This window comes from Rhodovulum sp. 12E13, from assembly GCF_003340565.1.
GTDB lineage: Bacteria > Pseudomonadota > Alphaproteobacteria > Rhodobacterales > Rhodobacteraceae > HLUCCA09.
The window spans coordinates 272,048-297,956 of the sequence record NZ_QPLK01000002.1; the positions used below are offsets into that span (position 1 = coordinate 272,048).

The following is a 25,909-nucleotide window of genomic DNA, read 5'->3' on the forward strand; positions in this document are numbered from 1 at the left end:
CCGACCCGTCAGGCGAGACACGCACCGCCGCTGGCCCGGCCTCGTCGGAGGCCGCGCCAACGCATGAGCCGATCATCTCGCGCGACTTCGCACGCCGCTCGCCCTTCCGGTCGCGGCCCGCTCCCGGGGCGACGCCGGGCGCGCGGACGGGCTCCGACGCGGCAGGTGCCGCAACCGGGGGCACGATCACTGACGACGGGCCGACCAATCGAGAGCCGGCCTCTGCCGCGGAAGAGTCGCGCCTCGACGCGCAGTCGGGGAAGGAGACCTCCGAAGCGCAGTCGCCGGACGCGAACACGACCCCATCCGATGATACCGTCTCGCAGGACGGATCTCTGGACGGATCGCGGGACGGGGCCGAGAACGGCCTGCCGCAGGCCGCGGAAGACATCGAGCCTGCCGGCAGCGGGGCTCTCGGCGAGGCCGACACCCCGTCGGATGACGAAGGCCCTCTGGCCCCCGAGCCGGACACCCGGACGCCCGCGGCGGCGGAGCCCCATGCGGGGGCGGACGCCCTCGAAGGCGCGACGCGCGGTCAGGCCCTGTCGACGCCGGGCGCCGTGGAACCCGCCGAGACGCCGGCTCGCAGCGACGCGACCGGCCCCGGCGCCCCGTTCAACCTGTTCGGCGACGAAGACGGCGCGATCGACGAGGCCGCTCTCCGGGCAATGGTCGCGGACGTCGTTCGGGACGAATTGAAGGGCGCCCTCGGCGAGCGGGTCAGCCGCAATATTCGCGCCCTCGTGCGCCGCGAAATAGCGCGGGCGCTGACACGAGGCGACCTCGAGTGAGACGAGGCAATACCGGCTGAGCCGCCACGACGTGGCGGGGAGGCCCGGTGCGCGTTCGCTGCGCGAGCGGGCACCGGCAGCACCGGTCGCCCTGCCGGCGCATGCCCATGCGTGCCCGGCACACTCGCGCAGCATGACCTACAAGGCCACGCTCGGCCGCCGTCGGCCAATGGCCCCGACGCAACGAAAAAGGGCGCCCCGGTCGGGGCGCCCATGACTCGTTCGCCGGCGTCGCGTCAGGCGGCTTCGGCCTGCTCGGCGGCCTGCCGGCGCTCGCTCTCCTCGCGGGACAGAGCGACAGAGGTGCGCACGCCCTTCGCCACGAAGTCCATCAGGCCGGTGACCACACGCTCGTTGGGGTCGATCCCGGCGCAGCTCAGCACCTCGCGACCGTCGCGCGAGCGCGCCCAGCGGGCGATCTGCTCCGGGCCGTTGCCATACTTCTTGTCGTCGGCGATGGCGTCATCCAGAGCAGCGAGCACCACGGCGGCGAAGAGCTTTCGCGCGCGCTGGCCCTGCTCATGATTGAACGCCGTGCCGTCAACGAATTCCGACATGTCCATGTCCTTATTCTTGGTCTTGTCTTTTCGGCTCGCGGCCGAATATGACGTTTTTGCGGCGATTCGGTATGTCAGTTTCTGCATGGCTTGCATGCGCTGAGCGCATGGCTTGCCGCGCAGAACCCACCCTGTCCGCGCCCGGGCCACATCAGCTTGCCACCCGCACGACCACTCGATATAGGCTCGCCCGACCAGTCAGCCAAGGGTTCGACCACGCCATGCCCAAGATCAACGGCAACGAGATCCGCCCCGGGAACGTGCTGGAGCATAACGGCGGCCTGTGGGCCGCGGTGAAGGTCGAACACGTCAAGCCCGGCAAGGGCGGCGCCTTCGCCCAGGTGGAGCTGCGCAACCTGCGCAACGGCTCGAAGCTGAACGAGCGGTTCCGCTCGGCCGACAAGGTCGAGCGTGTCCGCCTCGAACAGCGTGACCAGCAGTTTCTCTACGAGACCGACGGGATGCTCGTCTTCATGGACACCGACACGTTCGAGCAGATCGAGCTGCCGGCCGAGATCCTCGGCGACCGGCGCCCCTTCCTGCAGGACGGGATGACGATCCAGATCGAGTACTACGACAGCGAGGCGCTGAACGCGACGCTGCCGCAGAAGGTGACGTGCAAGGTCGTCGAGACAGAGCCGGTGGTGAAGGGGCAGACGGCGGCGAACTCGTTCAAGCCGGCCGTGCTCGACAACGGGGTCAAGGTGATGGTGCCGCCATTCGTCGGCCCCGACGAGGATATCGTCGTGAATACCGAGACGATGGACTACGCCGAGCGGGCCTGACCGGCGGCGCGGGCCCGACCACGGGCCACGGCGGTCTGCCTCAGCTCACGGTCTCCGGCGCCCAGTCCACCCGGGCGCCGCCCGCCTCCATGCCCTCGCCCGCGCGGTCGAAGCGCAGATGGGCGATGCCGCGATCGCCCGCGACGGTGTAGAGCGTGCCGGCCACCTTTCCGCCGTGCGTGATCTCGGTGCCCGGCGGGGGCGCCTCGCCCGAGACGGCGACGGTGGCGAGCCCCTTCTTCAGCACGGTCTTGTGCTTCATCCGGGCCGTCACTTCCTGCCCGACATAACAGCCCTTGCGGTAATCGACACCGTGCAGCCGCTCGAAGCCCGCCTCGAGGATGAACGTGTCGTTCGGGATCAGCTCGACACCGGTTTCGGGGATGCAGTGGGCGACGCGCAAGGCCTCCCAGTCGGTGACCGGCTCGCCTCCCGGCGTCTCGGAATAGAGACGCCAGCCGAGCGCGGGGTGGCGCGGGTCGGGCAGGGCGCCCTCGGGTGCGGGGCCGAGGCCGCGGATCGCGTGCAGCCCAGTCTCGTCGAGCGTGACGTCGGCCCGCAGCTTGTACATCCTGAGCCGCTTGAAGAGGTCGGCGGCGAGCGGCGTCGCGACATCGACCAGCAGGCGGTCGCCGTCGTCCTTCACGAAGAAGTCGGCGAGATACTTGCCCTGCGGCGTCAGCAGGGCGGCATAGACCAACCCCTCCGACAGCCCGGCGAGATCGTTCGTGACGATCCCCTGCAGGAAGCCCGTCCGCTCCGACCCTCCGAGCGCCAGCACCGTGCGTCCGTCGTGACGTTCCCCGTCCATCGCGTCCTCCTTGCCTTTGGCCCGATATAATCGCCGCGGGAAAGCTGCGAAACCGGGTCAGGGGCGCGTGGCGTCGCGGTATTTCGCCGGAACCGGCTTGCCCCGCGCACGGGCGAAGCTGATCGCGGCATCGCGGGCGGTGTATTCGGTGCGGATCCAGTCCTCGAGCGAGATCGGGCTCTCGGCGGCACGCGCCTCGTACATGTCGAGAATATGGTCGACGACACCGGTGGCGGTACCCCTGAAGTGGATGTAGCGCCAGTGCAGGTGCCTGCGCGCCTCGGCCAGCGGCTGCCCGTCGATGACATGGGCGTAAAGCACGGCGGCGAGCCCCGCCCGGTCGGCGCCCGACTTGCAGTGCAGCACGAAGGGCCTCGGCATCTCGCGCAGCGTGTCGATCAGGCGGATCATCTCGGCCTGTGTCGCGGGCTTGCGGGCATAGATCTTGGCCACCCGCAGGTCGAGCCCGAGCGCGCGGCACGCCTCCTCCTCGAAGAGCCATGGCGCGTAGCCGTCGTCGCCACGCAGGTTCAGCACGGCGCGAATGCCCATGCGCTTGTAGCGCGCCAGCCGCCTCGGGCCGGGGTGGTTGGAGCGATAGACACCCTCGGCCACCTTGTCGAAATTGGTCCACGGGCCGCGCAGCCAGGCATGGTCGAACAGGTGGAAGTGCAGCCACGACAAGGCCCGCGCGGCGGGCGTGCTGATGTCGCGCCCGAAGGAGCGGCGCGCGCGCTTCTCGGCCGATTTCAGCGCGCCGTGCAGACGCTCGCCCAGGGGCTCTTTGACCGTGTCTCTGGCCATCCTCTCCTTCCGGTGCAGGCTCGGCAGGTCAGTGCCCCAGGCGACGCGGCGGCGCAAGGGCGCGGCGATTGACGGCCCCGCCGACCGGGCCTAAGCCGCCCACGCCCCAACCGCAGGAGACGCCCGATGTCGCTCGCCGCCGGCACCCATTACCTTGCCATACCCGGGCCCTCGGTGATCCCCGACGCGGTGCTCCGGGCGATGCACCGGCCGGCGCCCAACATCTACACGGGCGAGCTGCGCGAGGTGGTCGACAGCCTCCTGCCCGACCTGCGCTGGGTCGCCCGCACCCGGCATCATGTGGCGATCTACATCGCCAACGGCCATGGCGCGTGGGAGGCCGCTCTCGCCAACGTGTTCTCCCGCGGCGAGCGGGCGCTGTCGCTCTCGACCGGCGTCTTCGCCGATGGCTGGGCCGACATGGCCGAGGCGATGGGCATCGCGGTCGACCGGCTCGACTTCGGCAAGCGCGCGGCGATCGACCTCGCCCGCGTCGAGGAGCGGCTGGCGGCCGACACCGCCCACGAGATCCGCGCGGTGATGTGCGTGCAGGTCGACACGGCGAGCTCGGTGAAGAACGACATCGCGGGCCTGCGCGCGGCGCTCGACCGGGTGGGACACCCCGCGCTGCTGATGGTCGATTGCATCGCCTGTCTCGGCGTCGACCCGTTCGAGATGGACGATTGGGGCGTCGACGTGATGGTGACAGGCAGCCAGAAGGGGCTGATGACGCCGCCGGGCCTGTCCTTCGTGTTCTTCAACGGCAAGGCGGATGCGGCGCGCGATCGGGCCGACTGCGTGACCCGCTACTGGGACTGGCGGCCGCGCGTCGAGCCGCAGGGCTTCTACCAGTTTTTCTGCGGGACCGCGCCCACGCACCACATCTACGGCCTGCGCGCCGCGCTCGACCTGATGAAGGCCGAAGGGCTCGAGCGGATCTGGGAGCGCCACGCCATTCTCGCCAGCGCGGTCTGGGCGGCGGTGGATGCCTGGGGCGCGGCCGGTCCGCTGGAGCTGAACATTCGCGAGGCGCGCCTGCGCAGCCACGCGGTGACGGCGCTGCGTATCGGGGCGCCGCACGGAACGGCCCTGCGCAACTGGGTGAGCGAGAACGCGGGCGTGACGCTCGGCATCGGCCTCGGCATGGCGAGCCCCGACGACCCCAATTCCGACGGGTTCTTCCGGATCGGCCACATGGGCCACGTCAATGCGCAGATGGTGATGGGCGCGCTCGGCTCGATCGGCGCCGGCCTCGCGGCGCTCGACATTCCTCATGGGCGGGGGGCGCTCGACGCGGCGGCAGAGGTGCTCGCCGGCGGCGCACAGGGCGGTAGGGGAGGCGCTCGCGCCTAGCGGCGGAAGATGCGGCGCAGAATCGGCCACTGCCGCAGCGGGCGGGGGCCGCCGCGTGTGACCTGCAGGCCGCCGTAGATCATCATGGCGAGGCCGATGACACCGATCAGCCCCGCGGCCATCCAGAGCACGAAGACCGTGTAGGTCAGGCCGAGGCCGGCGCCGGTGCGCACGAGAAGGGGGACAAGCCACATCGGGGTGACATAGGGCCGCAGAAAGGGCCGCGCAACCCCACCCGCGGCCCGTCGGCCGGCGGCAAGCTCAGCCCCGCCCCCGCCGCGCCGCGAGGCGGCCGATGGCGAGGTTGAGCACGAGGCCCGCCGCCGGCACCGCCCAGAAGCCGAACACCGCCCAGAGGACGAAGAACAGGTAGATCAGCAGCATCAGCCCCGTGACGAGCGTCGTGTCGGTGTAGTCCGGGGCTTTCTTCCGCTCTCTTTCGTGCATGGCCGCCCGCCCTCCACGCTGTCAACATATCGCGGACACGGCAACGGTGAAGGGGTCAGGCGCCTGCGTCGGCGCCTTCCCGCGCGGCGTCGAGTGCCTCGGGCAGGGCGCGGGCGAAGGCGGCGAGGTCGGCCTCCGGCCCGGCAGAGACACGGATGCAGCGGTCGAGCGGCGCGACGCCGGGCATCCGCACGAAGACATCCCGTGACACCAGTTCACGCAGGAGCGCGTGGGCGAAACCGCCGTCGGCCCCGCAATCGATGGCGACGAAGTTGGTCGCCGAGGGCAGGGCGCTCAGCCCGTGCGCCGCCGCGATGCGGCCGAGCTCGGCCTTGGCCGCGTCGATCTTCGCCACGGTCGCGGCGAGGTGCTCGGGGTCGGAGAGGCTGGCGAGGGCGGCCGTCTGCGACAGGCGGCACATGCCGAAATGGTTGCGCACCTTGTGGAACGCCGCGATCAGGTCGGGGTGGCCGATGGCGTAGCCCACGCGCATGCCGGCCAGCCCGTGCGCCTTGGAGAAGGTGCGCATGCGGATCACCCGCCGGTCGGCCGGGTCGACCGGGGGAATGGCCGCGGCCGGCGCGAAATCGGCATAGGCCTCGTCGAGCACCATGAGCGCGCGGGCCGGCAGCGCGTCGAGCGCCGCCGCGATCTGCCCGGCCTCGTGCCAGCTGCCCATCGGGTTGTCGGGGTTGGCGAGGTAGACGAGCTTCGCCCCCGTCTGCGCCGCCGCCGCCACGAGCGCCTCGGTGTCTTCGAAGTCGCCCCTGTAGGGAACGGCATGCAGGGCGCCGCCGTAGCCCGCGACGTGATAAGCGAAGGTCGGGTAGGCGCCGGCCGAGGTCACGACCGTCTCGCCCGGTGCCACGAGCAGCCGCACGAGATAGCCCAGCAGGCCGTCGATCCCCTCGCCGACGATCACGCTCTCCATCGGCACGCCGTGATGGGCGGCGAGCGCCTGGCGCAGCTCCCAGCTTTCGGCGTCGCCGTACATCCACGCCTCGGGCGCGGCGGCGCGCAGGGCCTCGATCACCCGCGGCGAGGGGCCGAAGCCGCATTCGTTGGCGCCAAGGCGCGCGGCGAAGGGGCGACCGCGGGCACGCACCTGCGTTTCGGGCCCGACGAAGGGCACCGCGAAGGGCAGCGAGGCGGCGAGCGGGGTCAGGCGGGGGTCGTTCTGCGGCTCGGACATGATCGCGGGCCTAGCCCGTTCGCCCCGTCTCCGGCAAGGGTTGCAGGGGCTGCCGCGCCCGCTAGGCTGCGCGCGACCGAGGGGAGGGAGCATGGCAGAGCCGCAGTATCTCGACACGCCGCAGGGCCGCCGCATCGCCTATCACCGGACGGAGGGCGCCGGCCCGATGGTGGTTTTCCTCGGCGGCCTGCGGTCGGACATGGACGGGACCAAGGCGCTCCACCTCGAGGCGTGGGCGCGCGAGACGGGGCGCGCCTTCCTGCGGTTCGACTATTCCGGGCACGGGCAGAGCTCGGGCACCTTCGAGGAGGGGGCGATAGGCGACTGGGCAGAGGATGCCGGCGCCGTGCTGGCGTCGCTCACACGCGGCCCTCTGGTGCTCGTCGGGTCGTCGATGGGCGGCTGGCAGGCGCTTCTGGCCGCGCGCGCGCAGCCCGACCGGCTGTCGGGCCTGGTGACCATCGCCGCCGCGCCCGACTTCACCGAGGACGGGATGTGGGGCACCTTCACCGAGGCGCAGAAGCGCGAGGTGACGGAGGCGGGGCGCACGGCGCTGCCCTCGGACTACGGAGCACCGATGCTGGTGACGCGCCGGCTGATCGAGGACGGGCGGCGGCATCTCGTGCTGCGCACGCGGCTTTCTCTGCCGATGCCAGTGCGGATGCTGCAGGGCACCGACGACGCCGATGTCGACATGTCGGTGGCGCTGCGCCTGCTGGCCCATGCCGAGGGGCCAGATATCCGCCTGACGCTGGTCAAGGGGGCCGATCACCGCTTCTCGACGCCCTGCTGCCTCGCCATGATTGTCGCGGCGGTCGAGGAGGTGTTGGGCGAGGCCATGGCATGAGGGCGCTCGCCCGCGCGCTCGCCGCCTTGGCGCTGGTGCTGGTGGCCGGCGCGGCGCTCGCCCTCGCCTTCGGCCCGCGCGAGGTGGTCGGGGGGCCGGGCGCCTTCGATGCCGCTGACCTGCCGGACGACCTCGACGCCTGGATCGCTGGCCGCGAGGCGGCGGTGCCCGACCTGCGCCCGGGGGCCGAGGCGCGGATCGTCTGGGCCGGTGCGGCGGGCGAGCGCACACCGCTCTCGATCGTCTACCTGCATGGCTTCTCGGCCTCGCCCGAGGAAATCCGGCCGGTGCCTGACAGGGTGGCCGAGGCGCTGGGCGCGAACCTGCATTTCGCGCGGCTCACCGGGCACGGGCGCGACGGGGCCGCGATGGCGCAGGCGAGTGCCGATCACTGGATCGCGGACGTGGCCGAGGCGCTCGCCATCGGCCGGCGGATCGGCGAGCGGGTGGTGGTGATCGGCACCTCGACGGGCGGGACGCTTGCCAAGTTCGCCGCGCACGACCCCGCGCTCTCCGACCGGCTGTCGGGGATCGTGTTCGTCGCGCCGAACTTCGCGATCAACAACCCGGCCGCGCCCCTCCTGACGCTGCCCTGGGCGCGGGCGTGGCTGCCGGCCGTGATGGGCGAAGAGCGGGGGTTCGTGCCGCGGAACGACGAGCACGCCGCGCACTGGACGATCCGTTATCCTACCGTTGCCTTGCTGCCGATGGCGACGCTGGTGGCGCATGTCCGCGGCCTCGACCCCGCCCGCGCCGAGGTGCCCGCGCTGTTTCTCTGGTCGGAGCACGACCGCGTCGTCTCGCCCGCCGCGGTGGCGCGGGTGGCGCGCGGCTGGGGCGGGCCGGCCGTGCTGCGGCCCGTCGTCGTGGGGCCGGGCGACGACCCGGCGTCGCATGTCATCGCCGGCGACATCCTGAGCCCCGGCATGACCGCGCCGGTGACCCGCATGATCGTCGACTGGGCCTCGGGCCTCTGAGCCGGCGCCGCTGGCGGGCGGATGACGGGTGGCGCCCGCCCGAAAGCCCGCCCGCTCACCCGCGTCGGCCGGGCGCCGCTCGTCACCGACGCTTGTCCGCCGGCGGAAACCGGCTGACGGTGCCGTGGCGCTCTTCTGGTGCTGGACGCGGGCGCGCCGATCTGGAAACGTCCGGCTCAGACGGGGCAAACCCGCGCAGCAAGAGGCAGAGTGCAGGATGACGGCGATCCGATCGGGCGGCCGGGCGCAGGCGATTAACGCGATCCCGCAGGGCCTGGGCTAGCGATGGCCGAACCGCTCGTGCTGCTGCCGGGGCTGATGTGCGACGCCCGGCTGTGGTCGCACCCCTTCCTCGCGCTCAACGACATGCGCGCGATCATGGTCGCACCCTTGACCGGGGCGACCTCTGTCGGCGCTCTGGCACAGGCGGTGCTCGAGGCTGCGCCGCGGCGCTTCGCGCTCGCGGGCCATGCGCTCGGTGGGGTGGTGGCGATGGAGATGCTGTCGCGCGCGCCCGACCGGGTGACGCGGATCGCGCTTCTCGACACGTCGCCGCTGGCCGAGACCCCGCAGGATGCCGCAGCCCGCGAGCCGCGCATCATCGGCGCGCAGAACGGACGGCTCGACGAGGTGCTGCGAGAAGAGATCCCGCCCGCCGCGCTCGCGCCGGGCCCCGGTCGGATCGAGGTGGGCCAGACGGTGCTCGACATGGGCCGGTCGCTCGGGGCGGACACCTTCGTCGCGCAGTCGCGCGCCATGCAGCGTCGGCCCGACCAGCAGAAGACGTTGCGCGACTGCAGGGTGCCGGCCCTGGTGCTCTGCGGCGCGCACGATTCCGTCTTTCCGGTCCGGCGTCACGAGACGATGGCCGAGCTGATACCGGGGGCCGTGCTGAAGGTGATCGAGGATGCGGGCCACCTGCCGCCGCTCGAACAGCCCGACGCGACCACAGAGGCCCTGCGCGAGTGGCTCGCCGCGCCGCTGGTGCTGCGCTAGCGCCGCTCAGGCGCGGACCGGGTAGCGATCGGCCTCTTCGAAGACATCGAGCACGACCGGTCCGGCGGCGACACGCGCGGAATGCACGACACCCGCCGCGATCACGGAGCTCTCGCCGGGGCGGAACACACGCTCCCCCCGTCGCGGGTCAGCGCAACCTGCCCGGCGAGCACGGCGCCTCCCGCGCGCCGTGGCTGTGCGCGGGCAGTTCGACATCCTCGTGAAAGGTGAAGAACACGGCGAGGCCCTGCCCGGTCTGCATGGCGTTGGCGCTGACGGCGGTGTCGGGGAGCGGCAGGTCGAGGGCGGGGAAGGCGCGGATGAAGGCGGGCAAATCCAACGCCGAGGCCGTCCTACTTCTGCATCTTGTCGAGCTTGGCCTGCAGTTCGGCGAGCTGGCTCTTGATCTCGTGCAGGTCGTCGCCGCCCTTTTCGTCGTCGCGGTCGGGCGCCTTCCAGTTGCCCATCCCGCCCATGCCGCCCGTCATCGCCTTGAGGAACGCCTCCTGCTGGGCACGCATCGCGTCGTAACCCGGCATGGCGGTCATCGGGTTCATCTTTTCCATGTTCTCCATCATCTTCGACTGCCCGTCGCGGAGCATCTCGAAGGACATGGCGAGGAACTGGGGCACGACCGACTGCGCGGAAGTCGTGTAGGTGCGCACGAGGTCGGTCAGCACGTTGATGGGCAGCACGTTCTCGCCCTTGCTCTCGTGCTCGGCAATGATCTGCAGCAGGTATTGCCGGGTCAGGTCGTCGCCCGACTTGAGATCGACGATCTGCACCTCGCGGCCCGCGCGGATGAAGCCCGCTATATCCTCGAGCGTGACGTAGTCGGAGGTCTCGGTGTTGTAGAGCCGCCGCGACGCGTAGCGCTTGATGAGAAGGGGAGAGGTCTCGGCCACGGGCTGCCCTTTCGTCTTGCGGCGCAGCAGAGCGTAGAACACGGGTTTGCAAAAAGAAAGGGCAGGTTGGAAACGGCGCGGCACGTCTTGCGCGCCGGCGCCATGCCGTGCCGCGCATGCCCCGCGCCCCTGACGGAAAAAGGGCGGGCCGCGCTGCGACCCGCCCGATGATCCGCGCCGGCAGGGAGGAGGAGGCCGGCGCGAAACTCGTGATTCTGCCTTACTTGGCGGCGGCGGCCTTCTTGGCGGCCGTGGTCACCTCGGTGGTCGCCTTCTTGACGGCGGCCGAGGCGTCTTCGGAGAAGTCCTTGCCGGCGGCGAGCATCAGCTCGACCGTTTCCATCTGCACCTTCTTGGCGACCTCGGCGTAGGCGGCCATCATCTCGGCCGCCATCTCGGCCTGGGCCGACGCATAGTCGGTCATCGCCTTGGTGTAGTCGGTGGGCTCGTCCTTGACCTTGGTCATCTCGCCCATCTTCGACAGGGTGTCCTTCGTCCACTTGGCCGAGATCTCGTTCGACTTGTCGGCGGCCTCGAGGAACACCTTCGACATCTTCTCGCCGAGGGCGGCCTGGGTCTTGAAGGCGTCCTGCATCGCCGAGGCGTCCATCGGGAAGGCAGCCATCATGTCCTGCATCATCTTGCTGTAGTCGGTCGTGGTCATGGTCTCTCTCCTAGAGTTTTATGCCCAGGAGCCGGCTGTTTCCGTTACTGGGCGCCCCGTTGCCGATTGCAGGGGAGAGATACATGCTGCAGTGCAGCAATTCAACCCCTCATGCTGCGGCGCAGCAAAAAATCTGACTGTGCGGTAGCCACGGTCGGCCGCCCGCGTCGGGCGGAAAGACGCGGGACTCACTCCCCTTGCGAGCCGCATCGGAGCGCGCGGAACGACAAGGGCGCCGCGCCACAACCCGGCCACGGCGTCGCGCGTCGCTTCAGAGATCGCTGTCGCCGTGAACGTAGGTGCCGGGCGCGGGCACCAGCGGCGGGTGCGCCGCGTTGCCGGGCGTGCGCGCCTTGACCAGTGGGCCGGAGCGCTTCCTGAGCCACTCGTGCCAGCGCGGCCACCACGAGCCCTCGTTGAAGGTCGCGCTCTCGCGCCATTGCTCGGGGGTGCCCGACAGGTCGTCGTTGGTGTAGTGGCCGTATTTCTTCTTCGAGGGCGGGTTGATGATGCCCGCGATGTGCCCCGACTGCGAGAGCACGAAGGTCTTGCTCCGGCTGCCCATCTTCTGGATGCCGCGATAACTCGACCGCCACGCGGCGATGTGGTCGGTCTCGCAGGCCACGGCGAACACGGGCAGGTCGATGTCCTTCAGGGCCGCCGTCGTGCCGCAAAGGGGGAACGCGCCCTGCGCGAGCTGGTCGCCCTGGCAGAGGCCGCGCAGGTATTCCACCGCCATGCGCGCGGGCAGGTTGGTGCCGTCGCCGTTCCAGTAGAGCAGGTCGAAGGCGGGCGGCGCCTGCCCCATCATGTAGCTCTTGATCGCGGGGCCATAGATCAGGTCGTTCGACCGAAGGTAGGAGAACGTCGCCGACATGTAGAACTTGTCGAGGATGCCCTCGCGCGTCACCTCCTCCTCGATCGCGTCGACGAAGTCGTCCTCGAGGAAGACGCCCACCTCGCCCTGGTCGGAGAAGTCGGTGAGGGTGGTGAAGAACGTCGCAGACTTGACCGAAGTGTCGCCCCGCTGCTTGAGCACCGAGAGCGTCGCGGCGAGCGTCGTGCCGGCGATGCAGTAGCCCACCGCGTTGACCTGGGCCTCGCCGGTGATCGCCTTCACCTGCTCGAGCGCCGCGAGGTAGCCTTCCTCCACGTAGTCGTCCATGCCGGTGTCGCGGTAGGAGGAGTCCGGGTTGACCCAGCTCACGACGAACAGGGTGTAGCCCTGGTCGACGATGTACTTGATCAGCGAGTTCTGCGGCTTGAGATCGAGGATGTAGAACTTGTTGATCCAGGGCGGGAAGATCACGAGCGGCGTCTTGCGCACCTTCTCGGTGGTCGGCGTGTACTGGATCAGCTCGATCATCCGGTTGCGATAGACGACCTGGCCCGCGGTCGTGGCGAGGTTCTCGCCCACGCGGAAAGCGTCGCGGTCGGCCAGCGTGACGACGAGATCGCCCTCGTTCGCCTCGAGGTCGCGCACCAGATTCTCCAGGCCGTCGACGAGGCTCTGCCCGTCTGTCTCGACCGCCCGGCTCAGCGCATCCGGGTTGGTGCCGAGGAAGTTCGCGGGGCTGAACATGTCGACGATCTGCTTGGAGAAGTAGCGCAGGCGCTGCTTGTCCTTGGGGCTGAGGTGGTCGACGTCCTCGACGGCCTGCTCCACCGCCTCGGAGGCGAGCAGGTACTGCTGCTTGATCCAGTTGAAGTAGGGATGCGTCTGCCACAGCTCGTGGGCGAAGCGGCGGTCGCGCGGCGTGTGGTCCTCTGGCGCGACGAGCTTGCCGCTCGCCAGCGCCTGCTGCGCCTCGACGTAGTGCTTGAGCGTCTTGCCCCAGTAGCTGACCTGGTGCTCGATGATCTTCGCGGGGTTCTGCATCATCTCGGTGACCATCGCCGTGGCCGCCTTGACGTAGAGATCCTGACCCGGCCCCTGCAGGCCGGGGTCGATGTCGCGCTTGTGCGAAAGGGCGGCGACGAGGCGCTGGGTGAGCTCCTCGATGCGGTGGAGGTTGGCGTTCAGCTTCTCCAGGTCGCCGCCGGTGGGCTTTTCGTCGCTGTCGGGTTCCATTGCCATGCTGACTGCGCCCCCCTAACCTGCCGCCTCACTAAGTTGCCTGTCCGGGGGGAGCAAGCGACGAAGTGTCCGGGCCACGGCCCGGTTCGGCCGCCGAAGACGGGGAAGCGCGCACATGAAATACATGATGACCTACGACATGATGGAGTCGATCCGGGTGACCAACGAGTGGCTCGGCTCCACCGCCAAGGCGGCGTTTTCCTACCCGGTGTTCGGCCTCGCGGCCAACCCCGTCGTGCAGTGGACGGCCGCCTGGGGCGAGGTGACCGAGCGCAGCTTCGCCCGGATGGTGGCCAAGCCCGACTGGGGGATCGCCCATGTCGTCGGCGAGGATGGCCGCGACCACCTCGTCAATATCGAGACGGTCCTGGAGAAGCCCTTCGGCGATCTCGTCCACTTCCAGGTGCAGGGCCGCCACGAGCTGCCGCGCAAGGTGCTGCTGGTGGCGCCCATGTCGGGCCACTACGCGACGCTCCTGCGCTCGACCGTCACGAGCCTCCTGCCCGACTGCGAGGTCTACATCACCGACTGGCACAACGCCCGCGACATCCCCGTCTCGGTCGGCAAGTTCGACGTGGAGGACTATACCCTCTATCTCGTCGACTTCATGCGCCATCTCGGCCCCGACACCCACGTGATCGCGGTCTGCCAGCCCGCGCCGCTGGCGCTGGCCGCCACCGCCTATCTCGCCGCCGAGGATCCGGCCGCGCAGCCCAACTCGCTGACGCTGATCGGCGGCCCGATCGACCCCGACGCCGCGCCGACCGAGGTGACCGATTTCGGCAGCCGCGTCACGATGGGCCAGCTCGAGCGGCACGTCCTTCAGCGCGTCGGCTTCAAGTACAAGGGCGCGGGGCGGATGGTCTATCCGGGCCTGCAGCAGCTCGCCAGCTTCATGGCGATGAACGCCGAGACCCACGCCACCGCCTTCAAGAACCAGATCCTTGCCGTGGCCAAGGGCGAGGCCGGCGACCACGACCGGCACAACCGCTTCTACGACGAGTATCTCGCGGTCATGGACATGACGGCCGAGTTCTACCTCTCGACGGTCGAGCGGGTGTTCAAGGAGCGCGAGATCGCCCGCAACGCCTTCACGGTGGGCGGCACGTGGGTCGACATCTCGGCCATCACCGACGTCGCCGTGAAGACGGTCGAGGGCGCCGAGGACGACATCTCTGCCCCCGGCCAGTGCGTCGCCGCGCTCGACCTGCTCACCGGCCTGCCCGACAGCAGGAAGGCGAGCCATGTCGAGCCCGGCGCCGGTCATTACGGCATCTTCGCCGGCCGGTCGTGGCGCAACAACATCCGCCCGCTGGTGCTCGACTTCATCGACGCCAACATGACCCACGAACGCCGCACCATGCGCCGCAGCGCCTGAGGGCGGGTGCGGCGCGCGGGGCGGGACATGGGCGAACAGGCGGGCCGGATCTCTCTCTGGGGGATCGAGGTGTTCCTCGCCTGCGCCGAGGAGGGCTCCGTTTCGGCCGCGGCGCGGCGGCTCGGCGTTTCGGTCTCGTCGGTCAGCCAGCAACTCACCAACCTCGAGGCGGCGCTCGGGGCCGAGTTGATCGACCGCGCCCAGCGGCCGGCCCGCCTGACGCCCGCCGGCGAGACGTTCCGCCGCCGTGCCGCCCGGATCGCGCAGGAGGCGGCCGAGGCCAGGGCCGAGCTCGCCGCGCCCGACCTTTCCGCGCTTACCCGCCTGCGCCTCGGCATGATCGAGGATTTCGACGCCGACGTGACGCCGCGCCTGCTCTCGGCCATGTCGGCCGAGCTCGCCCGTTGCCAGTTCCTGCTCGAGACGGGCGCCTCGCACCGCCTGCTCGACCAGCTCGACAACCGCGCGCTCGACGTGGTCGTGGCCGCCGAGACGGGAGAGCCGCGCGCCGACTGGATGGAGGTGCACCCGCTGATGGACGAGCCGTTCGTCGCCGCTGTCGCCCGCGGCACGCCCGCGGGCGCCGACCTGCCGGCGCTGCCGCTCATCCAGTATACCGAGCGGCACCTGATGGGGCGCCAGATCACGGCGCATCTCGCCCGCCACGACCTGCGCCTCGCCCATCGCTTCGAGCTCGACAGCTACCACGCGATCCTCGCCATGGTGGCCGGCGGCGCGGGCTGGACGATCCTCACCCCGCTCGGCTACCTGCGCGCCCGACGCTTCCGCGACGAGGTGGAGTTGCGCCCCCTCCCCGTTGCGCCCTTCTCGCGCCGCATCGGCCTGACCGCGCGCCGCGGCGGTCTGCGCGACATGCCCGAGCGGCTGACGGGCATGCTCAAGCCGCTGCTGCAGGAACTCATCGTGGCACCGGCCACCGCCCGCATGCCGTGGCTCGCGGGCGATCTCCGGGTGCTCTGACGCCTGCTCGAGCGGCGCCCGCCCCTTCTTCTTGCTCGAAATATCCTGCGGGGGTCCGGGGGTGCAAAACCCCCGGCGGCGCGTCGGTGGCAGCGGCGCGACGGTCAGGTGCCGTAGGCGCGCTCCTCCTCCATGGCCTGCGCGGCAGCGCCCACCAGCGCGTCGGCGATGAAGTCGAGCTCGGCCTCGGTCAGCCGCGCGGGCAGACGCACGTCGCAGGCGCGCATCAGCATGGCGCGGGTCTGCGGCAGGTCGGCCGGGGCCGCCCCGTGCTCGCCATCGATGAATCGCCAGTTCCAGAAGGCGCGGGCGTTGTCGCGCGACCGGCCGAAGACCTGCACCTTCACCCCGCCCGCCTCGGCGGCCGCCGTGAAGGCGTCGACTTCGGCATCCGACATGCCGACGAGGTTGAACTGGATCGAATCGGGCGCGCGCAGCTCGGGGGCGAGCGGCGGCGGCACCTCGAGCCAGGGCGAGGCGTTCAGCCGCTCCGCCACCCGGTCGTGGCCCGCGCGGCCGTCGCGCACCCGTCGGTCGATCTCGCCGATCTGCGACCGGACGATGGCGGCCGACAGGTTGTTCATCCGCATGTTGTAGAGCGGAAGCCGGTTCTGCCAGCGCTCGAAGGCGGCGGTCAGCGTGCCGTTATGGCCGTCGTGCTTCTTCCAGTTGTGCTCGTAGGCGCCCGACATGATGACGGCGCGGGCGGCCACCTCCTCGTCGTCGGTGATCAGGATGCCGCCCTCGCCCGCGTTCACCAGCTTGTAGGACTGGAACGAGAAGCAGCCCACCTTGCCGATCGTGCCGATCCTGCGGCCCGCCCAGGTGGTGCCGAGCGAATGCGCGGCATCCTCGATCACGGGGATGCCGGCGCGGTCGGCGGCCGCCATGATCGCGTCCATGTCGGAGGTGTGGCCGCGCATGTGGCTGATCATGACCGCGTCGGCGCCCTGCGCCAGCTTTGCCTCGAAGTCGGCCAGGTCGATGCGATAGTCCGCTCCGACCTCGACCAGCACGGGCTGGCAATCGGCGTGGACGATGGCCGAGGGCACGGCAGCGAAGGTGAAGGCGGGGATCAGCACGCGCGCCCCGCGAGGCAGGCCGAGCGCCTTGAGCGACAGGAACAGAGCCGCCGAGCACGACGAGACGGCCAGCGCGTATTTCGCGCCCATCAGCGCGGCGAAGTCGCGCTCGAGCAGGGCCACGGGGGCATCCTGCGGGGCGGTGTAGCGGAAAAGGTCGCCGCTCGAGAGAAGACGCTCGATCTCGGCACGGGCGGCCTCGGGGATCGGCTCGGCATCGTAGACATTGGGCGGCGTGGTGACGGTCATGGGCCCTGCTCCCGCTTACTTTCGGGATTTCCGTAACACACCTTCGGATTTTCCGATAGCCCTAATCGACCGGGGCGATCAAAGGTGGTTCAGGTGGTGCATCAGCGTGTCGGCGGCACGCGCCAGCCCGCCCGGGTCGAGCGTCAGCGGGATCTCGGCGGCGGGCGCCTCCTTGCCTTCGCGGTGCTTGGCATACCGGCTGTCGTAGTGGCGGCCGATCAGGTCTCGCACCAGCGTCTCGAAGTCGCCCGCCTCTGCCAGCGCGTGCCATTCGTCGATCTTCGCCCTGCCCTGCTGCGGGGTCAGCAGCGCGAGCTGCCGCTTGAACAGCGGCAGGTCGGCGAAGAGGTCGGCATAGGTCTGGCAGAGGTAACGGGCGCGATCCTCGGCTCGCGCCGTGACCCGCAAGCGGGGCGCGGCGCGCATCGCCTTCCACAGCGCCGGCGGCACGAGTCGCTCGCCCACCTTGCTGCTCTCGGCCTCGACCAGCACAGGCCGGGTCGGGTCGAGCGCGGCGAGGGCGGCCGAGACCCGCGTCTCGAAGCCCTTCTGGCTGGGCTGTCCGCCGGGGCGCAGGCCGAGCACCGAGCCGCGGTGGTTGGCCATCCCCTCGAGGTCGAGCATCTGGCCTCCCCGCTCGGCCACCAGCGCAAGCAGCTCGGTCTTTGCAGTGCCGGTGTTGCCGTCGAGCAGGACGACACGGTGCGGCAGCGCCCCCTCGTAGAGCTGGCGCACGACGGCCCGGCGATAGCTCCGGTAGCCGCCTTCGAGGGTGCGCACCCGCCAGCCCACCTCGCGCAGCCACAGCCCGAAGGCGCCCGAGCGCTGCCCGCCCCGCCAGCAATAGACCAGCGGCTGCCAGCCGCCCTCCTTGTCGGCGAGCGGCCCCTGCAGGTGGCGGGCGATGTTCTGCGCCACCAGCGCGCCACCGATCTTGCGCGCCGTGAACGGGCTCTGCTGCACGTAGATCGTGCCGACACGCGCGCGCTCCTCGTTCGAGAGCACCGGCAGGTTGATCGCGCCGGGGATGTGGTCCTCGGCGTATTCCGCCGGCGAGCGGGTGTCGATGATCGTGTCGAAGGGCAGGCGCGGCAGGTCGGCCAGCGGGGGCAGGGGGAACTTCATGGCGTCCGCCTAGCCGAAGGCGCCCGGCAGAGGAAGGTCAGAGGAAGCGCACCAGCACCCAGCCGATCAACCCGAGCTGGACGAAGTTTATCGCCACAGACACCCCGTGCAGCGCGGCGAAGCGCGACCGTGCCACCGTCTCGCCCGCCAGCTCGGCGTCGCGTGCCGCGTTGATCTGCGGCATCAGCACCTGCCGCGACAGCACGCCGAGCGCGGCGACCCACCCCATCAGCGCGACGGCGCGGGTATCGACCGCCGTCAGCACGAGCCCTGCCGCCAGCGCGCCCATGATCACGAACAGGTAGTAATGCGGAAAGGCCGCCCGGATCAGCGGGCCCGCCTGCGCGGGCGAGAGTTCGCGGAACAGGAACGGCGCGAAGCCGAACGAGTAGAGCACCATGCCGCCGAACAGCGTGGCGGTGAGCAGAAGGGCCGCGATCTCCATGTCCGTCCTCCCCGTTTCGACGTGGGGGAGGATAGCGCGCCAGGGCGGCAGGCAAGGCGGAACAGGGCCGCGCCTCACGGGCTTGAGAGAGCGATGCTCGCGTGGCTCAGCGAATACTCCGGCGCCCTTCAGGTCGTTCTGTCCGCCCTGACGGCTGTGGTCTGGCTCGCCTACCTGCAACTCCTGCTGACGAACCTGCGCCACCAGCGCCGGCCCGTGCTGCTGATCAACACCGGCGCCGGGCGGGGCCTGCGGCAATCGTGTTTCCTGTCCAACCTCGGGATGGAGCCGATCTACGTCATGGACGTGGCGATCCGTGTCGAGGCAGGTGATCGCGTCGCCGTGGCGGCAATCACCGACGTCGAGCCGGAACACACCAGCGACGACACCGACGCGCTTCGTGCGACGAACCAGGGACCGCTCGAGAGCGGGGCGATCCAGAACCTGGGAACCTTCGACACTCTGATCCGCCGCGCCCTCGGTCGCGATAGCGGGATCGGGATCGAAGAGGTCGACCGCTTCGACCTCGTGGCGATCTTCGCCGTGGCCGCGCGCAACAAGATCTGCGCCTCCCGGCGCGGGTTCTCGATCGACCCGGACCATCCCCGCCTGATGGTGCCCGAGAGCGTCCGCGCGAGGCAGGTGACGGGATGGCGTCGGCGCCGCGCGCTCAACCGCTGGCTCGAGGCGCGCCGGCAGGGGCGCGCCGCCGACGGCGAATTGCCGTAGGCGGGGGCGGTCGTGCCCGGTCCGGCCCCTGTTCGGCCGGCGACCGAGGGGCGGGCCGGGAGGGGCCGACACATGAAGCTCGCGCGGGCCGCAGGCGCCGCGTGCTGCCCGTCCGAGGGAGGCCGCCGGTCGAGCCGGCGCCCGATCCAGGGGCCGTGCTAGGGCGCCGCCGCCGTCACCTCGACCTCGACGAGGAACTCCGGGCGGGTGAAGCCTGCCACGATCACCAGCGTCGACGCGGGAAGGGCGTCGTCGGGGCGGGTCGACAGCCAGCGGTCGCGCGCCGCCATGTAGCCCGCCATATGTGCCCGGTCGGTGACGAAGGCGTTTATCCGGATGACATCGCCCGGCCCCATCCCCGCCTCGGCGAGGATCGCGCCGCAGGCGGCGAAGCAGAGATCCGCCTGCGCCTCGGCGCCCTCGGGTATCGTGTCGTCGCTGGCGATCCCGAGCTGGCCGGAGGCGACCACCAGACGCTGGCCCGCCGGCACCTCGACGCCATGGGCGTAGCGCGCAAAGGGCGGCCGAATCGCGGAGGGCGCGAGCATCCTGTGGGGCATCGTTCGGGCCTCCTTCCTTCCCGCCCTGTCTGCCGCGCACCGCCGCCCGGCGCCAGACCCTCCCCCCTTGCCGAGGTCGGATGCCTGGAAATTCGGCAGAGGGGCACATTTCTGCTGTCCTGTTACGCAATTTGCCGTAGCCTTTCGGCCGGGCCGGGCCTCCTCCCTGCGCGCGGGCGGGCCGCCCGCTAGCTTGTCGGCCAAGATCGACGCCAATGGGGAGACGACGATGAAAACGACCACCTCCGCGGCCGCGCTGCTCGCCGCGGCCCTTGTCACCGCGACCGCCGCTCAGGCGCAGGACGACCTGACGCCGGTGGTGTTCGGCACGAACTGGCTGGCGCAGGCCGAGCACGGCGGCTTCTACCAGTCGGTGGCCGACGGCACCTATGCCGCGTGCGGCCTCGACGTCGAGATCATCTCGGGCGGCCCGCAGGTGAACAATCGCGCGCTGATGCTCGCCGGGCGGATCGACTTCCACATGGGCGGCGACATGCTGCAGGCCTTCAACGCGGTGAAGGAAGACATTCCCGTCGTCGCCGTCGCCGCCATCTTCCAGAAGCACCCGCAGGTGATCCTTGCCCATCCCGGCGAGGCCGACAGCTGGGAAGAGCTGAAGGACCTGACGTTGCTCATCGGCGACAACGGCTTCACCAGCTACTACCAGTGGATGATCGCCGCCCACGGCTTCACCGAAGAGCAGCGCGAGCCCTACACGTTCAACCCCGCCCCGTTCATCGCCGACCCGCGCAAGGGCATGCAGGGCTATCTCTCGTCCGAGCCCTACGCCGTCGAGAAAGAGACGGGCTGGGCGCCCAACGTCTTCCTCATCGCCGACAACGGCTATTCCTCCTACGCCACGACGATCGAGACGATGCAGGCCACGATCGACGAGCGCCCCGAGGTGGTCGAGTGCTTCGTCGACGGCTCGCTGACGGGCTGGTACAACTACCTTTACGGCGACAGCGCCGCGGCCGACGAGCTGATCAAGGAAGCCAACCCCGACATGACGCAGGACAAGATCGACTTCGCCAAGAACATGATGCGCGAGCAGGGCATCGTGGACTCGGGCGACGCGATGGAGCTTGGCGTCGGCGCCATGACCGACGCGGTGATCGGCGACTTCTACCAGAAGATGGTCGATGCCGGCGTGATCGAGGACGGTCTCGACTGGCAGGCCGCCTACACGCTCGACTTCACCAACAAGCAGGTCGGCATGGACCTGCGCCCGACCAACTGACGGAGAGCGCCTTCGTCGAGGCGGGCGCCCGCGCGGCGCCTGCCTTCCCCTCTTCTCCCGCCGCGCGCCCCCAGCCCCCGAAGCAGTGCGATGACAGCCCAGCCCGCGCCCCATTCGAGACCGCAGCACGCCGCCCGGGCCGTCTCCGGCCGCTCCCGCGTTCTGACCATGTCGGGCGTCGACAAGGTGTTCGGCGCCGACGTGGTGGCGCTCGAGGGCATGGAGCTCGAGGTGCGCGAGGGCGATTTCATCTCGCTCCTCGGTCCGTCGGGCTGCGGCAAGTCCACCGCGCTGCGCCTGATCGCCGACCTGATGCCGCCCACCGCGGGCCGGATCGAGTGGCAGGGCGGCTTTCACCCCGGCGACCTCGGCGTGGTCTTCCAGGAGCCGACGCTGATGCCCTGGGCGACCGTGGCCCAGAACGTCTGGCTGCCCTTCCGCCTTCGCGGCAAGTCCTTCGCCGCGGCCAGGGACGAGGTGAAGGAGGCGCTCGACCTCGTCGGCCTCGGGCGTTTCATGAACGCCTACCCGCGCGAGCTGTCGGGCGGCATGAAGATGCGCGTGTCGATCGCGCGGGCGATGGTCACCCATCCCCGCCTGATCCTCATGGACGAGCCCTTCGCCGCGCTCGACGAGATCACCCGCTTTAAGCTCAACAACGACCTCCTGCAGCTGAAGGCCAGGATCGGCTGCACGGTGATCTTTGTCACCCATTCCGTCTTCGAGTCGGTCTTCCTCTCGGACCGGATCGTGGTGATGGCCGCGCGCCCGGGCCGGGTGATCCGCGAGCTCGGGGTCGACGAGCCCTATCCCCGAGACGAGGACTTCCGGACATCGGCCGACTACGCCGCCCATTGCCGCGCCGCCTCGGCGGCGCTGCACGAGGCGATGGGAGACGCCGCATGATGCGCGCCGACCCGCCCGCCGGGGGCGCTCCCGCCTCCGCTCGGCGCCGTCCGGCGCCTCGCGTCGTTGGGCCCGGCGCGCACCCCGCCAGGGCGGGGCGCGCGCGGCCGCGCCCGGCGGCGCCCGACCGCGCTCCGACCCAACCACCGCAGCCGTTCTCCGCGGGCCTCGGTCCCGTCCGCCTCGCGCCCCCGGCTTCTTTCTGTTCCAAATACGCACGGCTCCACGCGCGCCACCGGAGGGCGGCCCCATGAGCATTGCCGAAGACGCCCGCCACGTGCCCGACGGCAATGCCCCCCCGGCGCAGATCGATGCCGAGGAAGCCCGCCGCGCCCGCACCCGACGCATCGAGAGGATCGCGCGGTGGACGCTGCCGGCGCTCGTCATGGTCCTGGCGATCTGGGGATGGCACCGGGTCGTGACCGTCAACGAGATCCCGCACTACATCCTGCCCGGCCCGGGCCTCGTGTGGGAGAGCCTGGTCAACGACCGGGCGATGCTGATGGATGCGGCGTGGCTCACCTTCCGCATCACCTTCATGGCGCTGATCCTCGCCGTGCTGGGGGGCGCGGGGCTGGCGATCCTGTTCAACCAGTCTCGGATGCTCGAGATGAGCTTCTACCCCTACGCGGTGATCCTGCAGGTGACGCCCGTCGTCGCCATCGCGCCGCTGATCTTCATCTATGTCGAGAGCAAGATCGCCGGCATGCTGATCTGCGCCTGGATCGTGGCGTTCTTTCCGGTGCTGTCGTCGACCACGCTGGGGCTGAACTCGGTCGACCACAACCTGCGCGACCTATTCAAGATCTACCGAGCGAGCCGGTGGCAGCGGCTCGTCCACCTGCAGCTCCCCTCGGCGTTGCCCTACTTCCTCGGCGGCCTGCGCATCGCGGGCGGCCTGTCGCTGATCGGCGCGGTGGTGGCAGAGCTCGTGGCCGGCACGGGCGGAATCGGCTCGGGCCTCGCCTTCCGCATCCAGGAGGCGGGCTACCGGCTCAACATCGCGCGGATGTTCGCGGCCCTCTCCCTCGTCGCGGCGATGGGCGTGTTCATCTTCGCCGCGCTGTCGCTCGTCTCGCACCTCCTGCTGCGCAAGTGGCACGAGAGCGCCGTCAAGCGCGAGACGTGATGGCCCCCTTCCGCACCCTCCCCGACGGCCCGCTGCGGCTGACCAACCTGACCGTGCCCGCCTGCCTGCTCGGCCAGCCGGGCGGGCTGACCCGCATCGACCTGTCGATCGCGGGCGGCCGGATCGCCGAGGGAGGGGGCGCCGAGGTCGACATGGGCGGCGCGATGGTCTTTCCGGCCTTCGTCGACATGCACACCCATCTCGACAAGGGCCATATCTGGGGCCGCGCACCCAACCCCGACGGCACCTTCATGGGCGCGCTCGAGACGGTGCGCGCGGATACCGAGGCCAACTGGTCGGCCGACGACGTCGCCCGCCGCGCCGACTTCTCCCTCCGTTGCGCCCATGCCCACGGCACGCGTGCCATCCGCACCCATATCGACTCGCGCGCCCCGCAGGACGACATCTCGTGGCCCGTCTTCCGCGACCTGCGTGCCGAGTGGGCCGGGCGGATCGAGCTGCAGGGCGTCTGCCTGATCGGGATCGACAGCTTCTCCGAGCACGGCGCCTTCGCGCACACTGCCGACCTCGTGGCGGCGGCGGGCGGCGTGCTCGGCATGGTCACCTACCCGGTGCCGGGCCTGCGCGATTCGCTCCGCGCCTTCTTCCGCATGGCCGAGGCCCGGGGGCTGTCGGCCGATTTCCACGTCGACGAGACGATGGACCCCGGCTCCGAGACCCTGCGCGCCATCGCCGAGACGGTGCTCGAGACCGGCTTCGCTGCGCCCGTGGTGGTGGGCCATTGCTGCTCGCTCTCCGCGCAGGACGAGGCGCGCGCGATGGACACGCTCGACCTCGTGGCCGAGGCGGGGCTGCACGTCGTCTCGCTGCCCATGTGCAACCTCTACCTGCAGGACAGGCAGGCCGGCCGCACCCCGCGCAACAGGGGCATCACGCTCGTCCACGAGATGCGGGCGCGCGGCATCCCCGTCGCCTTCGCCTCGGACAACACGCGCGATCCGTTCTACGCCTACGGCGACATGGACATGCTGGAGGTGATGCGTCAGGCGACCCGCATCGGCCATCTCGACCACGCGCGCGACGACTGGCCCGAGGCGTTCCTGGCCGCTCCCGCCCGCGCCTGCGGCGTCGACGCGCCCTCTCTCGCCCCCGGCGCACCGGCCGACCTCGTGATCTGCCGCGCGCGCGAGTGGACCGAGCTCTTCGCCCGCCCGCAGGCCGACCGGATCGTGCTGCGCGCGGGCCGCGCCATCGACACGACCCTGCCCGACTATTCCGAACTGGACGACCTGATGCAGAAGAAGACCCACGTGACGGAGACCGCCCGATGAGCCCGCTCGACCTGTCCCCGAACGTCGCCGCGGCGAAGGCCGCGCTGTCGCATCTCGAGATCGACGAGAACCCGACCTCGGTGAAGGCCAAGAGCCGCGACTTCTTCTGGTACTCCCCCGTGCTGAAGGACCGGCTCGATCACGTCGCGGGGGATTTCGCCGTGGCGCCCCGCTCCGAGGCCGAGGTCATCGAGGTGCTCAAGGTCTGCTACGCTCACGACGTGCCGGTCACGACGCGCGGGGCAGGCACCGGCAATTACGGGCAGGCCATGCCGCTGGCAGGCGGCTGCATCCTGCACCTCAAGAACATGGACAGGGTGAAGGAGGTCGCGCCGGGCCGCGTGATCTGCGAGCCCGGCATCCTGCTGAGGGATCTCGACGCCCACTGCATCGCCGACTCGGGGCAGGAGCTGCGCATGTTCTCCTCCACCTGGGCCACGGCCACGATCGGCGGCTTCATCGCCGGCGGCTCGGGCGGTGTCGGCTCCTGCACGTGGGGATCCTTGCGCGATCTCGGCAACATCATCCGCCTGCGGGTGGTGACGATGGAGGAAGAGCCGCGCGTGCTCGAGTTCCGCGGCGAGGAGCTGGCGCGCGTCTCCCACGCCTACGGCACGAACGGGATCATCACCGAGATCGAGATGCCGCTCGCGCCCGCCTACGACTGGACGGGGCTGTTCGTGGCCTTCGACGACTTCCCTGCGGGGGCGAAGTTCGCCCAGGACGTGGCGAACGAGGACGGCATCCTGATCAAGCTCGCCACCGTCTTCGAGGCGCCCGTGGCGCACGACTACTTCCAGCGCGTCCGCCCGCACGTGGGCGAGGGCACCCACCTTGTGGCGCTGATGGCCGCCCCGCACTCGATGGATGGCTTCCTCACCTTCCTCGGCCGCCGGCCCGAGGCGCGGCTGATCTATCGCTCGGATGACGAGACGGGCTGGGCGAAGTCGCCCGGCCCGGTCTTCGAATACGGCTGGAACCACACGACCCTGCGCGCGCTCAAGGTCGATCCCTCGATCACCTATCTGCAGGTGCGCTACGGTTACCCGACCCATCTGGAGAAGGTCGAGGAAATCCGCCGCCGGTTCTCGCCCGAACTCCTTCAGCACCTCGAGGTGATCCGCGAGGGCGGCAAGTGCATGTTCGCCGGGCTGACGCTGGTCAGGTTCACCACCGAGGAGCGGCTCGACGAGATCGTGCGCGCCCACGAGGAGGCCGGCGCGATGATCTTCAACCCGCACCGCTACACGCTCGAGGAGGGCGGGCGCCAGACGGTCGACGACCGCCAGCTCGCCTTCAAGCGCGAGGCCGATCCCAAGGGCCTGCTCAACCCCGGCAAGATGATCGCCTGGGACGACCCGGATTGGGATTTCGCCCGCATGTATGCCTATCCCCGAATGCAGGCGGCGCAATGAGCGTCAGCCGTCGCCGGGGGGCCGTCTGCCCCCCGTCGCCCGTTCCGGGCGACTCCCCCGAGAATATTTCGGCCAAGATGATGGAAGGGGGGCGCCCCGGCCCCGAGGGGGTGGTCGCTCGGCGCTGCCCGAGGGGGCCGGAGCGCGGCATGTCCGGCCGGGGGCTGCCCTG

General features: G+C 70.4%; 29 protein-coding genes. 14 read left to right on the top strand and 15 right to left on the bottom strand.

Annotated elements, in window-relative coordinates:
• Positions 1-560: 560 nt before the first annotated feature.
• Positions 561-791, top strand: coding sequence for a hypothetical protein (locus tag DLJ49_RS22295; RefSeq protein ID WP_158547385.1), 231 nt, complete (start codon positions 561-563; stop codon positions 789-791).
• A gap of 236 nt (positions 792-1,027) precedes the next feature.
• On the opposite strand, the gene DLJ49_RS03025 is transcribed toward DLJ49_RS22295, so the two are convergent.
• Complete coding sequence (locus DLJ49_RS03025; RefSeq protein WP_115392093.1) at positions 1,028-1,348, bottom strand: DUF6280 family protein; 321 nt, start codon at positions 1,346-1,348, stop codon at positions 1,028-1,030.
• 221 nt (positions 1,349-1,569) lie between these two features.
• Here DLJ49_RS03025 and efp point away from each other — a divergent pair, with 221 nt between their 5' ends.
• The gene (gene efp / locus DLJ49_RS03030) at positions 1,570-2,133 is read left to right on the top strand and encodes an elongation factor P (RefSeq protein WP_115392037.1); all 564 of its coding nucleotides are present in this window, start codon (positions 1,570-1,572) and stop codon (positions 2,131-2,133) included.
• 40 nt (positions 2,134-2,173) lie between these two features.
• On the opposite strand, the gene DLJ49_RS03035 is transcribed toward efp, so the two are convergent.
• Together DLJ49_RS03035 and DLJ49_RS03040 are read right to left on the bottom strand one after the other, a co-directional pair.
• Entirely contained in the window at positions 2,174-2,944 is a 771-nt protein-coding gene (locus tag DLJ49_RS03035; RefSeq protein ID WP_115392038.1) for a CAF17-like 4Fe-4S cluster assembly/insertion protein YgfZ, read from the bottom strand.
• 57 nt (positions 2,945-3,001) lie between these two features.
• Positions 3,002-3,748 (bottom strand): tyrosine-protein phosphatase, encoded by a 747-nt coding sequence (locus tag DLJ49_RS03040; RefSeq protein ID WP_115392039.1) that lies wholly within the window; start codon positions 3,746-3,748, stop codon positions 3,002-3,004.
• A gap of 126 nt (positions 3,749-3,874) precedes the next feature.
• On the opposite strand from DLJ49_RS03040, the gene DLJ49_RS03045 reads away from it, so the two are divergent.
• A complete protein-coding gene (locus tag DLJ49_RS03045; RefSeq protein WP_115392040.1) occupies positions 3,875-5,101 on the top strand; it encodes a pyridoxal-phosphate-dependent aminotransferase family protein in 1,227 nt (408 codons plus the stop codon).
• Here the strand turns inward: DLJ49_RS03045 and DLJ49_RS03050 are convergent.
• From DLJ49_RS03050 to DLJ49_RS03060, 3 genes are all read right to left on the bottom strand, one after another.
• Entirely contained in the window at positions 5,098-5,295 is a 198-nt protein-coding gene (locus DLJ49_RS03050) for a hypothetical protein (protein ID WP_115392041.1), read from the bottom strand. The two genes, DLJ49_RS03045 and DLJ49_RS03050, sit on opposite strands and share 4 nt — an antisense overlap.
• Before the next feature lie 67 nt (positions 5,296-5,362).
• The gene (locus DLJ49_RS03055; RefSeq protein ID WP_115392042.1) at positions 5,363-5,548 is read right to left on the bottom strand and encodes a hypothetical protein; all 186 of its coding nucleotides are present in this window, start codon (positions 5,546-5,548) and stop codon (positions 5,363-5,365) included.
• Positions 5,549-5,603: 55 nt separating this feature from the next.
• A complete protein-coding gene (locus tag DLJ49_RS03060) occupies positions 5,604-6,740 on the bottom strand; it encodes a pyridoxal phosphate-dependent aminotransferase (RefSeq protein ID WP_115392043.1) in 1,137 nt (378 codons plus the stop codon).
• A gap of 91 nt (positions 6,741-6,831) precedes the next feature.
• On the opposite strand from DLJ49_RS03060, the gene DLJ49_RS03065 reads away from it, so the two are divergent.
• The 3 genes from DLJ49_RS03065 to DLJ49_RS03075 all read left to right on the top strand — a co-directional run bounded on the left by DLJ49_RS03065 (position 6,832) and on the right by DLJ49_RS03075 (position 9,560).
• Positions 6,832-7,587 carry an alpha/beta fold hydrolase gene (locus DLJ49_RS03065; RefSeq protein WP_115392044.1) on the top strand — a complete coding sequence of 252 codons (756 nt, stop codon included), beginning with the start codon at positions 6,832-6,834 and terminating at the stop codon, positions 7,585-7,587.
• Entirely contained in the window at positions 7,584-8,564 is a 981-nt protein-coding gene (locus DLJ49_RS03070; protein ID WP_115392045.1) for an alpha/beta hydrolase, read from the top strand. Before DLJ49_RS03065 ends, DLJ49_RS03070 begins: the two co-directional genes overlap by 4 nt.
• A gap of 285 nt (positions 8,565-8,849) precedes the next feature.
• Positions 8,850-9,560: an alpha/beta fold hydrolase gene (locus DLJ49_RS03075; protein WP_115392046.1), complete on the top strand. Its 711-nt coding sequence runs from the start codon at positions 8,850-8,852 to the stop codon at positions 9,558-9,560.
• Between the two features lie 6 nt (positions 9,561-9,566).
• Here the strand turns inward: DLJ49_RS03075 and DLJ49_RS22710 are convergent, their stop codons facing one another.
• The 5 genes from DLJ49_RS22710 to DLJ49_RS03095 all read right to left on the bottom strand — a co-directional run bounded on the left by DLJ49_RS22710 (position 9,567) and on the right by DLJ49_RS03095 (position 13,206).
• Positions 9,567-9,689 carry a cupin domain-containing protein gene (locus DLJ49_RS22710; protein WP_255566529.1) on the bottom strand — a complete coding sequence of 41 codons (123 nt, stop codon included), beginning with the start codon at positions 9,687-9,689 and terminating at the stop codon, positions 9,567-9,569.
• A 19-nt stretch (positions 9,690-9,708) separates the two neighbouring features.
• On the bottom strand, positions 9,709-9,900 hold the full coding sequence (locus DLJ49_RS22300) for a hypothetical protein (protein ID WP_233488650.1): 192 nt from the start codon (positions 9,898-9,900) through the stop codon (positions 9,709-9,711).
• Positions 9,901-9,913: 13 nt separating this feature from the next.
• On the bottom strand, positions 9,914-10,465 hold the full coding sequence (gene phaR, locus DLJ49_RS03085; RefSeq protein ID WP_115392094.1) for a polyhydroxyalkanoate synthesis repressor PhaR: 552 nt from the start codon (positions 10,463-10,465) through the stop codon (positions 9,914-9,916).
• 220 nt (positions 10,466-10,685) lie between these two features.
• A complete protein-coding gene (locus DLJ49_RS03090) occupies positions 10,686-11,129 on the bottom strand; it encodes a phasin family protein (protein ID WP_115392047.1) in 444 nt (147 codons plus the stop codon).
• Positions 11,130-11,400: 271 nt separating this feature from the next.
• The gene (locus tag DLJ49_RS03095; RefSeq protein ID WP_115392048.1) at positions 11,401-13,206 is read right to left on the bottom strand and encodes a PHA/PHB synthase family protein; all 1,806 of its coding nucleotides are present in this window, start codon (positions 13,204-13,206) and stop codon (positions 11,401-11,403) included.
• A 115-nt stretch (positions 13,207-13,321) separates the two neighbouring features.
• Here DLJ49_RS03095 and phaZ point away from each other — a divergent pair, with 115 nt between their 5' ends.
• Both phaZ and DLJ49_RS03105 read left to right on the top strand, forming a co-directional pair.
• A complete protein-coding gene (phaZ, locus tag DLJ49_RS03100) occupies positions 13,322-14,584 on the top strand; it encodes a polyhydroxyalkanoate depolymerase (RefSeq protein ID WP_115392049.1) in 1,263 nt (420 codons plus the stop codon).
• A gap of 27 nt (positions 14,585-14,611) precedes the next feature.
• A complete protein-coding gene (locus tag DLJ49_RS03105) occupies positions 14,612-15,565 on the top strand; it encodes a LysR family transcriptional regulator (protein WP_115392050.1) in 954 nt (317 codons plus the stop codon).
• Between the two features lie 104 nt (positions 15,566-15,669).
• Here DLJ49_RS03105 and DLJ49_RS03110 read toward each other — a convergent pair whose 3' ends face one another.
• From DLJ49_RS03110 to DLJ49_RS03120, 3 genes are all read right to left on the bottom strand, one after another.
• The gene (locus DLJ49_RS03110; RefSeq protein WP_115392051.1) at positions 15,670-16,896 is read right to left on the bottom strand and encodes a DegT/DnrJ/EryC1/StrS family aminotransferase; all 1,227 of its coding nucleotides are present in this window, start codon (positions 16,894-16,896) and stop codon (positions 15,670-15,672) included.
• Positions 16,897-16,974: 78 nt separating this feature from the next.
• The gene (gene mnmH / locus DLJ49_RS03115) at positions 16,975-18,021 is read right to left on the bottom strand and encodes a tRNA 2-selenouridine(34) synthase MnmH (RefSeq protein ID WP_115392052.1); all 1,047 of its coding nucleotides are present in this window, start codon (positions 18,019-18,021) and stop codon (positions 16,975-16,977) included.
• A gap of 37 nt (positions 18,022-18,058) precedes the next feature.
• Positions 18,059-18,466 (bottom strand): DUF4149 domain-containing protein, encoded by a 408-nt coding sequence (locus DLJ49_RS03120; RefSeq protein WP_115392053.1) that lies wholly within the window; start codon positions 18,464-18,466, stop codon positions 18,059-18,061.
• 93 nt (positions 18,467-18,559) lie between these two features.
• On the opposite strand from DLJ49_RS03120, the gene DLJ49_RS03125 reads away from it, so the two are divergent.
• Positions 18,560-19,195: a hypothetical protein gene (locus tag DLJ49_RS03125; RefSeq protein ID WP_115392054.1), complete on the top strand. Its 636-nt coding sequence runs from the start codon at positions 18,560-18,562 to the stop codon at positions 19,193-19,195.
• 158 nt (positions 19,196-19,353) lie between these two features.
• Here the strand turns inward: DLJ49_RS03125 and DLJ49_RS03130 are convergent, their stop codons facing one another.
• Entirely contained in the window at positions 19,354-19,755 is a 402-nt protein-coding gene (locus tag DLJ49_RS03130) for a RidA family protein (RefSeq protein WP_115392055.1), read from the bottom strand.
• A gap of 229 nt (positions 19,756-19,984) precedes the next feature.
• Between DLJ49_RS03130 and DLJ49_RS03135 the strand changes: the two genes are divergently transcribed.
• The 5 genes from DLJ49_RS03135 to DLJ49_RS03155 all read left to right on the top strand — a co-directional run bounded on the left by DLJ49_RS03135 (position 19,985) and on the right by DLJ49_RS03155 (position 25,737).
• On the top strand, positions 19,985-20,995 hold the full coding sequence (locus tag DLJ49_RS03135; protein ID WP_115392056.1) for an ABC transporter substrate-binding protein: 1,011 nt from the start codon (positions 19,985-19,987) through the stop codon (positions 20,993-20,995).
• Between the two features lie 90 nt (positions 20,996-21,085).
• Positions 21,086-21,901: an ABC transporter ATP-binding protein gene (locus DLJ49_RS03140; RefSeq protein WP_369932448.1), complete on the top strand. Its 816-nt coding sequence runs from the start codon at positions 21,086-21,088 to the stop codon at positions 21,899-21,901.
• 250 nt (positions 21,902-22,151) lie between these two features.
• Positions 22,152-23,030 (top strand): ABC transporter permease, encoded by an 879-nt coding sequence (locus tag DLJ49_RS03145; protein WP_115392057.1) that lies wholly within the window; start codon positions 22,152-22,154, stop codon positions 23,028-23,030.
• A complete protein-coding gene (locus DLJ49_RS03150) occupies positions 23,030-24,322 on the top strand; it encodes a cytosine deaminase (RefSeq protein WP_115392058.1) in 1,293 nt (430 codons plus the stop codon). Before DLJ49_RS03145 ends, DLJ49_RS03150 begins: the two co-directional genes overlap by 1 nt.
• On the top strand, positions 24,319-25,737 hold the full coding sequence (locus DLJ49_RS03155) for an FAD-binding oxidoreductase (RefSeq protein ID WP_115392059.1): 1,419 nt from the start codon (positions 24,319-24,321) through the stop codon (positions 25,735-25,737). Before DLJ49_RS03150 ends, DLJ49_RS03155 begins: the two co-directional genes overlap by 4 nt.
• Positions 25,738-25,909: the final 172 nt, after the last annotated feature.

Coding starts and splice junctions, on each gene's coding strand:
- DLJ49_RS03025 (WP_115392093.1), bottom strand. CDS start 1,348: ATGTCGGAATTCGTTGACGGCACGGCGTTCAATCATGAGCAGGGCCAG.
- efp (WP_115392037.1), top strand. CDS start 1,570: ATGCCCAAGATCAACGGCAACGAGATCCGCCCCGGGAACGTGCTGGAG.
- DLJ49_RS03035 (WP_115392038.1), bottom strand. CDS start 2,944: ATGGACGGGGAACGTCACGACGGACGCACGGTGCTGGCGCTCGGAGGG.
- DLJ49_RS03040 (WP_115392039.1), bottom strand. CDS start 3,748: ATGGCCAGAGACACGGTCAAAGAGCCCCTGGGCGAGCGTCTGCACGGC.
- DLJ49_RS03045 (WP_115392040.1), top strand. CDS start 3,875: ATGTCGCTCGCCGCCGGCACCCATTACCTTGCCATACCCGGGCCCTCG.
- DLJ49_RS03050 (WP_115392041.1), bottom strand. CDS start 5,295: ATGTGGCTTGTCCCCCTTCTCGTGCGCACCGGCGCCGGCCTCGGCCTG.
- DLJ49_RS03055 (WP_115392042.1), bottom strand. CDS start 5,548: ATGCACGAAAGAGAGCGGAAGAAAGCCCCGGACTACACCGACACGACG.
- DLJ49_RS03060 (WP_115392043.1), bottom strand. CDS start 6,740: ATGTCCGAGCCGCAGAACGACCCCCGCCTGACCCCGCTCGCCGCCTCG.
- DLJ49_RS03065 (WP_115392044.1), top strand. CDS start 6,832: ATGGCAGAGCCGCAGTATCTCGACACGCCGCAGGGCCGCCGCATCGCC.
- DLJ49_RS03070 (WP_115392045.1), top strand. CDS start 7,584: ATGAGGGCGCTCGCCCGCGCGCTCGCCGCCTTGGCGCTGGTGCTGGTG.
- DLJ49_RS03075 (WP_115392046.1), top strand. CDS start 8,850: ATGGCCGAACCGCTCGTGCTGCTGCCGGGGCTGATGTGCGACGCCCGG.
- DLJ49_RS03090 (WP_115392047.1), bottom strand. CDS start 11,129: ATGACCACGACCGACTACAGCAAGATGATGCAGGACATGATGGCTGCC.
- DLJ49_RS03095 (WP_115392048.1), bottom strand. CDS start 13,206: ATGGCAATGGAACCCGACAGCGACGAAAAGCCCACCGGCGGCGACCTG.
- phaZ (WP_115392049.1), top strand. CDS start 13,322: ATGAAATACATGATGACCTACGACATGATGGAGTCGATCCGGGTGACC.
- DLJ49_RS03105 (WP_115392050.1), top strand. CDS start 14,612: ATGGGCGAACAGGCGGGCCGGATCTCTCTCTGGGGGATCGAGGTGTTC.
- DLJ49_RS03110 (WP_115392051.1), bottom strand. CDS start 16,896: ATGACCGTCACCACGCCGCCCAATGTCTACGATGCCGAGCCGATCCCC.
- mnmH (WP_115392052.1), bottom strand. CDS start 18,021: ATGAAGTTCCCCCTGCCCCCGCTGGCCGACCTGCCGCGCCTGCCCTTC.
- DLJ49_RS03120 (WP_115392053.1), bottom strand. CDS start 18,466: ATGGAGATCGCGGCCCTTCTGCTCACCGCCACGCTGTTCGGCGGCATG.
- DLJ49_RS03125 (WP_115392054.1), top strand. CDS start 18,560: ATGCTCGCGTGGCTCAGCGAATACTCCGGCGCCCTTCAGGTCGTTCTG.
- DLJ49_RS03130 (WP_115392055.1), bottom strand. CDS start 19,755: ATGCCCCACAGGATGCTCGCGCCCTCCGCGATTCGGCCGCCCTTTGCG.
- DLJ49_RS03135 (WP_115392056.1), top strand. CDS start 19,985: ATGAAAACGACCACCTCCGCGGCCGCGCTGCTCGCCGCGGCCCTTGTC.
- DLJ49_RS03140 (WP_369932448.1), top strand. CDS start 21,086: ATGACAGCCCAGCCCGCGCCCCATTCGAGACCGCAGCACGCCGCCCGG.
- DLJ49_RS03145 (WP_115392057.1), top strand. CDS start 22,152: ATGAGCATTGCCGAAGACGCCCGCCACGTGCCCGACGGCAATGCCCCC.
- DLJ49_RS03150 (WP_115392058.1), top strand. CDS start 23,030: ATGGCCCCCTTCCGCACCCTCCCCGACGGCCCGCTGCGGCTGACCAAC.
- DLJ49_RS03155 (WP_115392059.1), top strand. CDS start 24,319: ATGAGCCCGCTCGACCTGTCCCCGAACGTCGCCGCGGCGAAGGCCGCG.